Below are 12769 nucleotides of genomic sequence, written 5' to 3'. Positions count from 1 at the left end.
AGTGAGCACCCCCGACCTTCCCCTCGCCCAGAGCGGCGGCTGCGGCGACGGCTGTGCCTGTGGCGCCGACGCCGGGTTCGCCGACGAGGAATACCTGGAGTGTGGGCTCGACCCCGCGCTCGCCCAGCTCCTGGCCGACGCCGGACTCGACCCCGTCGAGGTCGAGGACATCGCCAACGTCGCCATCCAGGAGGACCTGGACCACGGCGTCGACGTGACGACGGTCGCGACCATCCCCGAGGACGCGGTCGCCACCGCCGACTTCACCGCGCGCGAGACGGGCGTGGTCGCGGGCCTCAGGATCGCCGAGGCGGTCGTCTCGGTCGTCTGCTCGGACGAGTTCGAGGTCGAGCGGCACGTCGAGGACGGCGACCGGGTGGAGGCCGGCCAGAAGCTGCTGTCGGTCACCACGCGCACGCGTGACCTCCTCACCGCCGAGCGCAGCGCGCTCAACCTGCTGTGCCGCCTGTCCGGCATCGCCACCGCCACGCGCGCGTGGGCGGACGTCCTGGAGGGCACCAAGACACGCGTGCGTGACACCCGGAAGACGACGCCAGGCCTGCGCGCCCTGGAGAAGTTCGCCGTCCGCTGCGGCGGAGGCGTCAACCACCGCATGTCGCTGTCGGACGCGGCCCTGGTCAAGGACAACCATGTGGTCGCCGCCGGCGGCGTGGCCCGCGCCTTCGAGGCCGTACGGGAGGCCTTCCCGGACGTGCCGATCGAGGTCGAGGTCGACACCCTGCACCAGCTGCGCGAGGTCGTCGACGCCGGAGCGGACCTGATCCTGCTGGACAACTTCACGCCCGGCGAGTGCGCCGAGGCCGTCGGCATCGTCGGCGGACGCGCCCTGCTGGAGGCGTCCGGCCGGCTCACCCTGGAGAACGCCAAGGCGTACGCCGACACCGGCGTCGACTTCCTCGCCGTGGGCGCCCTGACGCACTCCTCGCCGATCCTGGACATCGGTCTGGATCTGCGAGCGGCGGAGTAGGAACGGGGAACGGCCATGCTGCTGACGATCGACGTGGGCAACACGCACACCGTGCTCGGCCTGTTCGACGGTGAGGACATCGTCGAGCACTGGCGGATCTCCACCGACGCCCGCCGTACCGCGGACGAACTCGCCGTACTCCTGCAGGGCCTGATGGGCATGCACCCGCTCCTCGGGGACGATCTGGGCGACGGCATCGACGGGATCGCGATCTGCGCCACCGTGCCCTCCGTGCTGCACGAGCTGCGCGAGGTGACGCGGCGCTACTACGGCGACGTCCCCGCGGTGCTCGTCGAACCCGGTGTGAAGACGGGCGTGCCGATCCTTTTCGACAACCCCAAGGAGGTCGGCGCCGACCGCATCATCAACGCGGTCGCGGCCAACGAGCTCTACGGCGGCCCGGCGATCGTCGTCGACTTCGGAACGGCGACGACGTTCGACGCGGTCTCCGCGCGCGGGGAGTACGTCGGCGGCGTCATCGCCCCGGGCATCGAGATCTCCGTCGAGGCCCTGGGCGTCAAGGCCGCACAGCTGCGCAAGATCGAGCTGGCCAGACCCCGGAGCGTGATCGGCAAGAACACGGTCGAGGCGATGCAGTCGGGCATCGTCTACGGGTTCGCCGGCCAGGTCGACGGAGTGGTGACCCGGATGGCCCGCGAGCTGGCGGACGACCCGGACGACGTGACGGTGATCGCCACGGGCGGCCTGGCGCCGACGGTCCTCGGCGAGTCCTCGGTGATCGACGAACACGAGCCGTGGCTGACACTGATCGGGCTGCGGCTGGTGTACGAGCGCAACGTCTCGCGCATGTAAGCCACCACCAGGGCGGATTCTGTCGGATTGGGGCGCGCCACACCCGCCGTTTATATCGAATTTGTCTGATTAGCGCGTATCGTCGCGGCATGCCCACGCCCTACGGATCCCGCGGCGGCATGGCGTTCGGCGCGGAGGAGCTGCGTGTGCTCCGCCGCGCCCTCGCCCTCGCCCTCCACCCCGGCCCCGTCTCCGCCGAGGACGTCCAGGACTGCCATCGCCTCGCCGAGTCCCTCGACGAGGCGATGCGCGAGGCCGCCCGGCTGCGGGCCTTCCTGGTGGCCGACCTCGCCCGGTACCGCGCCGCCCTCCCCGGCACGGCAGCCGGCTACCTCACGCTCCTGGAGGAGGTCCTGGCCACCGGCTACCGGCCCGACGTCGACGACCTCGCCGCGCTCCGCGCCCTGCGCGGCAACCCCACGGCCGCCGTCCTGCTGGACCGCTGCCAGGTGCTCGCCGAACAGGACGTACGCGTCCGCCTGGCCCGCCGTACGGCCCGCAGGCTCTCTGTGCCCGCTCCCGCCGTCCCGGCGTCCCGTACGCGCCTCCTGGCCCTTCCTGGGGGCCGCTCCGCCGAAGGCTGCGCCCGCCTCTCCGCGATGGCCGAGGACGCGGGCGAGCATCCGGGCGAGGAGCCCAGGAAGAAACCCGCCGAGAAGCCGGCCCCACCCGCGCCCGCGCCCGGCCCCCGACCCGCCGGGCCGTCCGCCCCGGAGCCCGCCCGTCGGCCGATCCCGACGCCGGGCGAGGTCTTCCCGCGCCGCAAACCGACCCAGCCGCCCGCCACTCCTGACCAGCAGCGGCTGGCCGCAGGCTGAGACGAGTGCCGTCGCCGGGCGACCCCGCCCGGATGTCCCGTTCCTCCCTGGCTACCCTGGAACCATGGACTACGTCTCCGCGCTCGTGCCCCCCGTCGTCATGGCCGTGTTCTTCATCGGTGTGATCAGGGTGATCGTGAAGACCCAGGGCGGGGCCAACAAGGCCAAGGAGGACGCGGTCGTCGACGCCGCCCTCGCGCGCGCGGAGAGCACCCGCCAGGCCTCCGCGAGCCCCGAGGCCTGACCGGGTCGCGACGCTTCCGCGGCCATCCAGGGCGTGCGGCTCCTTTCGGAGCCCGCACGCCCTTTTTGTTCCTGTTTGTTGATGAAAGTGCACGTCCGGCACGCGATCGGCGAGATCTCCCACTATTGTTCTGAGCTGTGCCTCGCCCATTGGGAGAACTCGAAGACGCGGTCATGACGCGGGTGTGGAAGTGGAACCGCCCGGTGACCGTTCGAGAAGTCCTGGAAGACCTTCAGCAGGAACGGTCCATCGCCTACACCACGGTGATGACCGTTTTGGACAATCTCCATCAGAAGGGCTGGGTGCGCCGTGAAGCGGAAGGCCGGGCCTATCGATATGAGGCGGTCTCGACCCGGGCCGCCTACGCCGCCGCCCTGATGAACGACGCCTGGGCGCAGAGCGACAACCCAGCAGCCGCTCTCGTCGCCTTCTTCGGGATGATGAGCGACGAACAGCGACACGCGCTGCGCGACGCCGTTCGCATGGTCCAAGGTCCCGAAACCGCTGAACCCGCAACTGGGGACAGTGCCGGGAGCGCAGGGAGTACGGCGACTACGGCAAGTACCGCGACTACGGGGGAGAACCCCGCCTCGGCAACGGAGGCCGACGGGCGATAGCGTCCGGCACATGTCCGCAGAGAGTCCCTCCGCCGAGAACCCCGAAGTCACCGCTAAAGCCATCACCGTCCGGCGGGCCCGGACCGGCGATGTCTCCGCCGTCCGCCGTCTCCTTGACGCCTACGTCCGCGGCGGCATCCTGCTCGACAAAGCGATGGTGACGCTTTACGAGGACATCCAGGAGTTCTGGGTGGCCGAACGCGACGACAACGCCGAGGTGGTCGGCTGCGGCGCCCTGCACGTCATGTGGGAAGACCTGGCGGAAGTCCGCACTCTCGCGGTGAAGCCCGGACTCAAGGGCGCCGGCGTCGGTCACCAGTTGTTGGAGAAGTTGCTCCACACCGCACGCTGGCTCGGGGTTCGCCGCGTTTTCTGCCTGACCTTCGAAGTGGACTTCTTCGGCAAGCACGGCTTCGTGGAGATCGGCGAGACGCCGGTCGACACCGATGTCTACGCGGAGCTGTTGCGTTCCTATGACGAGGGCGTCGCGGAGTTCCTCGGACTCGAACGAGTGAAACCGAACACCTTGGGCAACAGCCGGATGCTTCTGCATCTGTGATCGTGGCCGTCCATTCCGCCCGACCCGCCTAGCCGGGGTTCCCTATGTCCGAAACGCGCACGTTTCCGGTCCGGGGCGGGCTGCCGGTCTCTGTCAGGGGTTTGTGTTTTCCCAGGAAAAGCGGTTTGCTTTCCGACGTACTGCAGTACTGCATATAACAGGGCGCGGCTAAACGGCGGACGCCGCGGACCCCCGTCCCTCACGTTTTCGATGAAAGGAAATCCGGTGGCACAGAAGGTTCAGGTCCTTCTTGTCGACGACCTCGACGGCGGCGAGGCGGACGAGACCGTGACGTTCGCGCTGGACGGCAAGACGTACGAGATCGATCTCACGACTACCAATGCGGACAAGCTGCGTGGACTTCTGGAGCCCTACGTGAAGGGCGGCCGTCGTACCGGTGGCCGTGCTTCGGGTGGGCGTGGAAAGGCGCGCGCCACTTCCGGCGGCAGCCAGGACACCGCTCAGATCCGTGCGTGGGCGAAGGAGAACGGTTACGAGGTCAATGACCGTGGCCGTGTTCCCGCGTCCATTCGCGAGGCCTACGAGAAGGCCAACGGCTGAGCGCTCGCGCGTCGCAGCCGGACACGGTGACAATGCGTCGCCAGCGTGTCCACCAGCCGTACGAGATCGGGGGCGCCCCCCATGGCCGACATCGTCGGCAGCGAGGCCTCGACCTCGCGCCCTGCCACGGGGGGCCGCAGCCACACGGCGGCCCCCTGCACCGGCCCGGGGCTGTCCGAGCCCGTGAGGGGCCCGGTGACGCGGCCCGGAACACGGCTCGACACAAGGCCCTTGCCGCAGTCAGGATCGTGGCCATGATCGAGGCCCGGATCGCGGCCAGGAGTGCGGTCAGGATCGCGGCTCCCGTCCCGGCCGCCCGCATGCCGGCCCGGGTTCTGGTCGGGCGGCAACGGCGCCTCCATGAGACCGCCCGCGCCGATCGCCGTCAGGTCCAGGGGCAGCGCGCCCCACTCCAGCCACCGCAGGATCCCCGGCACCTCCTCCGCGCCGCCCGCTGCCACGAGCAGCCGCAGCCGGTCGCCCCGCGCGGCCACCGGCGAGCCCGGCGCCAGGCGCCGCAGCGCCGCGAGGCCCGCCTCGGCCGGTACGTCCAGGACGTCGAAGCGCTCGCCCACCAAAAGTCGTACCGGTTCCCCGGGCACGGTCGCCCAGCCCAGTTCGTTCTCGTACCAGCCGCGGATCCGGTCCGCCCGATCGTCCGGACCGTTCGGGCCGTCCGGATCATCCGGATCGAGCGGCCGTCGGGGGAGGGGAACCGTGAGGATCGCAGAGGCGGCCGAGCCGGCAGCCGGGGGGACTGAGCCAACCATGCCAAGCGCAACCGCCCAAAAGGCTCCCAAGTTACGCTGGGTGCTCCCATCGCTGCGCCATGTGTCGGCAAACGGGGCGGCTGGGGGCGTCGGGAGGCGCAAGGTTGTTCGCCCATAGCGGAGGGAACCGGTGCCCCCGGCATGGAGTGTCAGTCCCAGCGGGTAAGACATCCCTAGTGGGAGGGGGCGACACGCAGGAAAGGCCGTCTCACGTTCGCCATCGGCGTACTGGCGAGTGGGGTAACTGCCTGGCCTGCGGGAACATCGTCTCGCACCATCGGGTTGGAGCAGATGTCGGCGTTCGGGGTCAGGAGGCCATCGACGGTGTCGGCAGTTGGAATGAGCGGTCCCCGCTTGCGGGACTAAGCTGCGGAAGGACAGGGAGGGGAAGTTCCCCCCACTGCCTGACCGCTCTGAGGAGCGATTAACGATGTTCGAGAGGTTCACCGACCGCGCGCGGCGGGTTGTCGTCCTGGCTCAGGAAGAAGCCCGGATGCTCAACCACAACTACATCGGCACCGAGCACATCCTCCTGGGCCTGATCCACGAGGGTGAGGGTGTCGCCGCCAAGGCCCTTGAGAGCCTCGGGATTTCGCTCGAGGCGGTCCGCCAGCAGGTGGAGGAGATCATCGGCCAGGGCCAGCAGGCCCCGTCCGGGCACATCCCCTTCACCCCCCGTGCCAAGAAGGTCCTGGAGCTGTCGCTCCGCGAGGCCCTTCAGCTGGGCCACAACTACATCGGCACGGAGCACATCCTGCTCGGCCTGATCCGCGAGGGTGAGGGCGTCGCCGCCCAGGTCCTCGTCAAGCTGGGCGCAGATCTCAACCGGGTGCGGCAGCAGGTCATCCAGCTGCTCTCCGGCTACCAGGGCAAGGAGACCGCCACCGCCGGCGGGCCTGCCGAGGGCACGCCCTCGACGTCCCTGGTCCTCGACCAGTTCGGCCGGAACCTCACCCAGGCCGCTCGTGAGTCCAAGCTCGACCCGGTCATCGGGCGCGAGAAGGAGATCGAGCGGGTCATGCAGGTGCTGTCCCGCCGCACCAAGAACAACCCGGTCCTGATCGGTGAGCCCGGCGTCGGCAAGACCGCCGTCGTCGAGGGCCTCGCCCAGGCCATCGTCAAGGGCGAGGTGCCCGAGACCCTCAAGGACAAGCACCTCTACACCCTGGACCTCGGCGCGCTGGTCGCCGGCTCCCGCTACCGCGGTGACTTCGAGGAGCGCCTGAAGAAGGTCCTCAAGGAGATCCGCACCCGCGGCGACATCATCCTGTTCATCGACGAGCTGCACACGCTGGTCGGTGCGGGTGCCGCCGAGGGCGCCATCGACGCCGCTTCGATCCTGAAGCCGATGCTGGCCCGCGGTGAGCTGCAGACCATCGGCGCCACCACGCTGGACGAGTACCGCAAGCACCTGGAGAAGGACGCGGCCCTCGAGCGCCGCTTCCAGCCCATCCAGGTCGCCGAACCGTCCCTGCCGCACACGATCGAGATCCTCAAGGGTCTGCGTGACCGGTACGAGGCCCACCACCGCGTCTCCATCACCGACGAGGCGCTGGTCCAGGCCGCCACCCTGGCTGACCGCTACATCTCGGACCGCTTCCTGCCGGACAAGGCGATCGACCTGATCGACGAGGCCGGTTCCCGGATGCGCATCCGCCGGATGACCGCGCCGCCGGACCTGCGCGAGTTCGACGAGAAGATCGCGGGCGTGCGCCGCGACAAGGAGTCCGCGATCGACTCGCAGGACTTCGAGAAGGCCGCCTCCCTCCGCGACAAGGAGAAGCAGCTCCTGGCCGCCAAGGCCAAGCGGGAGAAGGAGTGGAAGGCCGGCGACATGGACGTCGTCGCCGAGGTCGACGGCGAGCTGATCGCCGAGGTCCTCGCGACCGCCACCGGCATCCCGGTCTTCAAGCTGACCGAGGAGGAGTCCTCGCGTCTGCTGCGCATGGAGGACGAGCTCCACAAGCGGGTCATCGGTCAGGTCGACGCCGTCAAGGCGCTGTCGAAGGCGATCCGTCGTACGCGTGCCGGCCTCAAGGACCCGAAGCGCCCGGGTGGTTCGTTCATCTTCGCCGGCCCGTCCGGTGTCGGTAAGACCGAACTCTCCAAGGCGCTCGCCGAGTTCCTCTTCGGCGACGAGGACGCGCTGATCTCCCTCGACATGTCGGAGTTCAGCGAGAAGCACACGGTGTCGCGTCTCTTCGGTTCCCCGCCCGGATACGTGGGTTACGAAGAGGGCGGCCAGCTGACCGAGAAGGTCCGCCGCAAGCCGTTCTCCGTCGTCCTTTTCGACGAGGTCGAGAAGGCCCACCCGGACATCTTCAACTCGCTGCTGCAGATCCTGGAGGACGGTCGTCTGACCGACTCCCAGGGCCGGGTCGTGGACTTCAAGAACACGGTCATCATCATGACGACCAACCTCGGCACCCGGGACATCTCCAAGGGCTTCAACCTTGGCTTCGCGGCCTCGGGCGACAAGAAGTCCAACTACGAGCGCATGAAGAACAAGGTCTCGGACGAGCTCAAGCAGCACTTCCGCCCCGAGTTCCTCAACCGCGTCGACGACGTGGTGGTCTTCCCGCAGCTGACGCAGGAGGACATCCTGCGGATCGTCGACCTGATGATCGGCAAGGTCGACGAGCGCCTCAAGGACCGGGACATGGGCATCGAGCTCTCCCAGTCCGCCAAGGAACTGCTGTCCAAGAAGGGTTACGACCCGGTGCTGGGTGCGCGTCCGCTGCGTCGCACCATCCAGCGCGAGATCGAGGACACCCTCTCGGAGAAGATCCTCTTCGGTGAGCTGCGCCCCGGTCACATCGTGGTCGTGGACACGGAGGGCGAGGGTGAGACCAAGACCTTCACCTTCCGCGGCGAGGAGAAGTCGGCCCTGCCCGACGTCCCCCCGATCGAGCAGGCGGCCGGCGGCGCTGGACCGAACCTGAGCAAGGACGCGTGACCCTCCGGGGTTGAGCCTCCGTCCGAGCTGACAAGAGGGGCCGGTGCTGAAAGGCACCGGCCCCTCTTGCGTGTACGCGATGGGTTACGACAGCTGCCCGTCGTAGTCCGGCAGCTTGTACGTCGTCTCGGCGTGGCCGCCGGAGAGGTCGGTGGCGCTGTTGCCGATGTTCGCGATGATCGTGTAGCCCTTGCTCTCGATGTTCACGCGCTGGGCGGTCTTGTAGGCGGCGACGTCCTTGAAGAGGTCGAGGAAGCCGCGCACGTAGAGCCCGGAGACCTGGTAGCCGACGTACTTGAGGTTGTAGTCGGTCACCCCGGAGATGATGCCCGGCCGGGCGGTGACGAAGAACAGGGAGACGCCGTGCTCCTGGGCGTACTTGGCGACGCTGAGGACCGGCTTGTTGGCCGGCTGGGGGTAGCTGAAGCCGAAGTCGGTCTCCAGGGTGGTGTTGTCGATGTCGAAGACGATCGCCTGCCTCTCGCCCGGCTTGGCGGCGGCGATCCGCTGCTTCAGCGCCGGCAGGGCCTTGTCCATCACCGCCTGGCAGTCCTGCTGCCAGGTGGCGTAGTCGACGTCCTCCGCGGCGGCCGCGGAGGCGGTGGCGACGGTGGAGGTGCCGGTGGCCGTCGCGGCCTGGGCACCGACCGGGACGGCCATCGCGGTGACCGCGGCCGTCGCCGCGGCGGTCATGGCTATGCGGCGCGTCCAGGTGCCTCTGGTCATGTGTGGGGTCCTCTCGCGTCCTTGCGTTGCCGGTGTCGTGGGCATGCTGATCGCTGGGGGTGGCCTGAGGGGAACCAGCGGGTTACTGGACGGTAGTGGTCGATGAGAGGCTGGTCACAGACTCTTGTCTGTGATCGTGACGGGGGTCACAAGTGGTCTGCGGGGCGCGGGAGTAGTCGCCGTCACATTCCGAAGTCCCTTGAGGTGGGCGGCCGGTGACATGCCGCACAGGTGAATAGGGCCCTACTAGCCCGGATAGTCGCCCTAAATGCTAAGAAAAGGGACATTGAGCCTGGACTCCTGACCCCCACTCCCACCCCCACTCCGGGTGTCGACATGGATCGGTACCGAAAATGTCGGGAAGGGGCGATCTGTCAATAAGTGAGAAGTTTTGGGGTGGAGTACTAGCTTCTGTCGTAGATCACACGTTTGGGCGTATGTGGGCCCTCGGGTTACCAAGGGATAGCCACTCCGGCAGAGCTTCGTGCCGGGTGGTTTCCTCTGTCCCCGTTCCCATGAGGTCTTCGATGTTCCAGCACGTCACGTTCCGTTCTTCCCGTACGTCCCTGCTCCGCACCCGCGTGGCCGTCGGGGCCGCCGCCGTCGGCGCCTCGGTCGTGCTGGGAACCGGAGTGGCGTCCGCCGCTGCCCCTGCCGCCGCGCCCGCCGCGCCCGCCGCCAAGACGGCCGTCTCCGCCGCCTCCTGGATCGACCCGGTGAAGAAGTACACGCTGACCGCGAGCTTCGCCCAGGCCGGCGCCATGTGGCAGTCCACCCACAGCGGTCAGGACTTCGCCGTGCCGAGCGGCACCAAGGTGATGGCCGCGCACGGCGGCACCGTGGTCAAGGCCGGCGGCAACGGCGCCGGTGACGGCCCGGCCTATGGCAACGCCATCGTGATCAAGCACGCCAACGGCGTCTACTCGCAGTACGCCCATCTCTCGCAGATCGACGTGAAGATCGGCCAGATCGTCAAGACGGGCCAGAAGATCGCGCTGTCCGGCAACACCGGCAACACCAGTGGTCCGCACCTGCACTTCGAGATCCGTACGACCGCGAACTACGGCTCGGCGATCGACCCCGTCGCCTTCCTGCGCGCCAAGGGCGTGAAGGTCTGACGCTCGCGTGATCAGGCGCCCTGGTGCGCCTGCGTCACCAGATCGATGGCGACCTCGAGGACGGCTTCCCGCTTGTCCTCGGGGTCGCCTTCGAGGTCCTGCAGGAAGAACATGCCTGCGTGTAGCGTGAAGATGGCGCTCACGCAGCGGACCTGGTCAGTCAGGGGAGCGTCCGGGTCGATGATGATGTCGCGCAGGCTGCGCATGCGGTCCTTGAACGAGTCGCCGATCTGGAGTTCCCGCACCGTCGCCTGGTTCTCCTGCATGAAGCGGAAGAGTGGGGTCGCCTCGGAGAGGGCCTGGCTGTAGCGGCGGACGAGCTCCTGCTTGGTCTCCAGGGTGTGCGGCTGGTTCCTGCCCCACTCGATCAGGTCTTCGATCGGCTTCGTCAGATCCCTGAAGATGCTGACGATGATCTCTTCCTTGGTCTTGAAGTGGTAGTACAAGGCGGCCTTGGTGACCTCCAGGCGCTCCGCGATCTCGCGGAGGGAGGTCTTCTCGTAGCCCTGCTCGGCGAAGAGTTCGAGTGCAACGTCCTGGATGCGCTGTCGGGTATTGCCCCGGCGCTGCTGCTTTGTGCCGTCCATAGTGACGTCCATCCTCGTACTCCTTGAGCTCCCGCGGACACTTACTTGCCGCCCGGCTAGTCTGAGGCAGGAACTTACTTGACGCCCGGCTAGTGACAGGTCTACCTTCCCAGTGTAGTGAACTAGCCGGGCGGCAAGTAAGTGGCCGGTCGGGGGGAGTACCCAGGGGAGTGGGGAAGATGGCGGACACAAAGACAGCGGAGACCGGGGCGGAGAAACCGCCGAGGAGCGTGCGGGTCGTCCTGCTCGCACTGATGATCACGATGATGCTCGCGATGCTCGACAACATGATCGTGGGCACGGCGATGCCGACGATCGTCGGCGATCTGGGCGGGCTCGAACACCTTTCCTGGGTGGTGACCGCGTACACCCTCGCGACCGCCGCTTCCACCCCGATCTGGGGCAAGCTCGGCGACATGTACGGCCGCAAGGGCGTCTTCATGTCGTCGATCGTGCTGTTCCTGGTCGGATCCGCGCTCAGCGGCATGGCCCAGAACATGGGCGAGCTCATCGGCTTCCGCGCGATCCAGGGCCTCGGCGCGGGCGGTCTGATGGTCGGCGTGATGGCGATCATCGGCGACCTGATCCCGCCGAGGGAGCGCGGCAAGTACCAGGGCATGATGGCCGGAGTCATGGCGCTCGCGATGATCGGCGGCCCGCTCGTCGGCGGCACCATCACCGACAACTGGGGCTGGCGCTGGTCCTTCTACATCAACCTGCCGCTCGGCGCGGTGTCGCTGGCTCTCATCAGCACCGTCCTGCACCTGCCGAAGAAGCGGTCGAAGGCGGGCATCGACTACCTCGGTGTCGTGCTGCTGACCGTCGGCATCACCTCCATCGTCCTCGTCACCACCTGGGGCGGCTCGGAGTACGCCTGGACGTCCGCGCGGATCATGGAGCTCATCGGCATCGGTGTGGCCTCGCTCATCGGGTTCGTGTACTGGCAGACCAAGGCCGCCGAGCCGATCGTGCCGCTGCACATCTTCCGCAGCCGCAACTTCACCCTGATGTCGATCATCGGCTTCATCACCGGTTTCGTGATGTTCGGCGCGACCCTCTTCCTGCCGCTGTACCAGCAGTCCGTGCAGGGCGCCTCCGCGACCAACTCCGGGCTGCTGCTCCTGCCGATGCTCGGCGCCATGCTGGTCACCTCGATGGTCGCGGGCCGAGTGACCACGAGCAGCGGCAAGTACAAGATCTTCCCGGTCGTCGGCAGCGTGTTCATGGTCATCGGCCTGTACCTGCTGTCCACGATGGACACCGGGACCAGCCGCTTCACCTCCGGTGTCTTCATGGCCGTCGTCGGACTCGGCATGGGCTGCCTGATGCAGATCACGATGCTGGTCGCGCAGAACAGCGTCGAGATGAAGGACATGGGCGTCGCGTCCTCGTCCACCACGCTCTTCCGTACCCTCGGCTCCTCCTTCGGCGTCGCGATCATGGGCGCGCTGTTCAACAACCGGGTCCAGGACGTCATGTCCAAGCGGGCCGGAGCACTGGGCTCGAAGATCACAGAGCAGTCCGCGCAGTTGGACGCGGCCAGCCTGGCCAAGCTGCCCGCGAAGGCCCGGGATGCCTACCAGCACGCGGTGTCGGCCGGCATCCACTCGGCGTTCCTGCTGGGGGCCGTGGTGGCGGTGGCCGCGCTGGTCGCGGCGGTGTTCGTGAAGGAGGTTCCGCTGAAGGGGGCGGGGCCGCAGAAGACGGACGAGGCGAGCGGCGGTGCGGCGCCCGCGCCGCCCACCATGGTCGAGGTCTGACCTCGCCCTGAACGAAGGCCCCCCGGCGGTGTCCGCCCCGGGGGGCCTTCCTGCGCGCCTGAACGGGCACCGCTCTCCCAGACAAGCTCGACCCCCGTAAGGGGCTCCTCCACCGACGGTCGCTGCCGCAAGGGGAGCAGGCCACACCGGCTACTCCCGCCACCACTTCGTCCGTGCCTTCAAGGAGGCCTACAGCGGAACGCCCGGCCAGTCCCTCATGCACGGCCGTATCGAGCGGGCCGAGGAGACGCT

Annotated in this window: 13 protein-coding genes; 10 read left to right on the top strand and 3 right to left on the bottom strand. The window is 68.1% G+C overall.

What is annotated here, in order from left to right; genetic code table 11:
- Position 1 precedes the first annotated feature (1 nt).
- From nadC to B5557_RS19495, 7 genes are all read left to right on the top strand, one after another.
- Positions 2-988, top strand: a complete 987-nt coding sequence (nadC, locus tag B5557_RS19525) for a carboxylating nicotinate-nucleotide diphosphorylase (RefSeq protein ID WP_079660680.1) — start codon at positions 2-4, stop codon at positions 986-988.
- A gap of 15 nt (positions 989-1003) precedes the next feature.
- Entirely contained in the window at positions 1004-1801 is a 798-nt protein-coding gene (locus B5557_RS19520) for a type III pantothenate kinase (protein WP_079660679.1), read from the top strand.
- Between the two features lie 119 nt (positions 1802-1920).
- Complete coding sequence (locus tag B5557_RS19515; RefSeq protein ID WP_079664880.1) at positions 1921-2619, top strand: hypothetical protein; 699 nt, start codon at positions 1921-1923, stop codon at positions 2617-2619.
- 64 nt (positions 2620-2683) lie between these two features.
- A complete protein-coding gene (locus B5557_RS19510) occupies positions 2684-2863 on the top strand; it encodes a hypothetical protein (protein WP_079660678.1) in 180 nt (59 codons plus the stop codon).
- Between the two features lie 173 nt (positions 2864-3036).
- Positions 3037-3480 (top strand): BlaI/MecI/CopY family transcriptional regulator, encoded by a 444-nt coding sequence (locus B5557_RS19505; RefSeq protein ID WP_231976453.1) that lies wholly within the window; start codon positions 3037-3039, stop codon positions 3478-3480.
- A 10-nt stretch (positions 3481-3490) separates the two neighbouring features.
- Positions 3491-4039, top strand: a complete 549-nt coding sequence (locus B5557_RS19500; protein ID WP_079660676.1) for an amino-acid N-acetyltransferase — start codon at positions 3491-3493, stop codon at positions 4037-4039.
- Between the two features lie 225 nt (positions 4040-4264).
- Positions 4265-4600 (top strand): histone-like nucleoid-structuring protein Lsr2, encoded by a 336-nt coding sequence (locus tag B5557_RS19495; RefSeq protein WP_079660675.1) that lies wholly within the window; start codon positions 4265-4267, stop codon positions 4598-4600.
- Here the strand turns inward: B5557_RS19495 and B5557_RS19490 are convergent.
- Positions 4579-5370: an SCO3374 family protein gene (locus tag B5557_RS19490; protein ID WP_079660674.1), complete on the bottom strand. Its 792-nt coding sequence runs from the start codon at positions 5368-5370 to the stop codon at positions 4579-4581. The two genes, B5557_RS19495 and B5557_RS19490, sit on opposite strands and share 22 nt — an antisense overlap.
- 430 nt (positions 5371-5800) lie before the next feature.
- Between B5557_RS19490 and B5557_RS19480 the strand changes: the two genes are divergently transcribed.
- On the top strand, positions 5801-8326 hold the full coding sequence (locus B5557_RS19480; RefSeq protein ID WP_079660672.1) for an ATP-dependent Clp protease ATP-binding subunit: 2526 nt from the start codon (positions 5801-5803) through the stop codon (positions 8324-8326).
- 84 nt (positions 8327-8410) lie between these two features.
- Here the strand turns inward: B5557_RS19480 and B5557_RS19475 are convergent, their stop codons facing one another.
- Complete coding sequence (locus tag B5557_RS19475; RefSeq protein ID WP_079660671.1) at positions 8411-9052, bottom strand: HAD family acid phosphatase; 642 nt, start codon at positions 9050-9052, stop codon at positions 8411-8413.
- A 527-nt stretch (positions 9053-9579) separates the two neighbouring features.
- On the opposite strand from B5557_RS19475, the gene B5557_RS19470 reads away from it, so the two are divergent.
- Positions 9580-10170 (top strand): M23 family metallopeptidase, encoded by a 591-nt coding sequence (locus B5557_RS19470; RefSeq protein WP_079660670.1) that lies wholly within the window; start codon positions 9580-9582, stop codon positions 10168-10170.
- An 11-nt stretch (positions 10171-10181) separates the two neighbouring features.
- Here the strand turns inward: B5557_RS19470 and B5557_RS19465 are convergent, their stop codons facing one another.
- Complete coding sequence (locus B5557_RS19465; protein WP_079660669.1) at positions 10182-10769, bottom strand: TetR/AcrR family transcriptional regulator; 588 nt, start codon at positions 10767-10769, stop codon at positions 10182-10184.
- A gap of 167 nt (positions 10770-10936) precedes the next feature.
- Here B5557_RS19465 and B5557_RS19460 point away from each other — a divergent pair, with 167 nt between their 5' ends.
- On the top strand, positions 10937-12517 hold the full coding sequence (locus B5557_RS19460) for an MDR family MFS transporter (RefSeq protein WP_079660668.1): 1581 nt from the start codon (positions 10937-10939) through the stop codon (positions 12515-12517).
- The last annotated feature ends 252 nt before the right edge of the window (positions 12518-12769 follow it).

Source organism: Streptomyces sp. 3214.6 (assembly GCF_900129855.1).
Classification (GTDB): domain Bacteria; phylum Actinomycetota; class Actinomycetes; order Streptomycetales; family Streptomycetaceae; genus Streptomyces; species Streptomyces soliscabiei.
The sequence above is the reverse complement of the archived record's forward strand: the minus strand, read 5'-3'. Positions and strand labels throughout refer to the sequence as shown.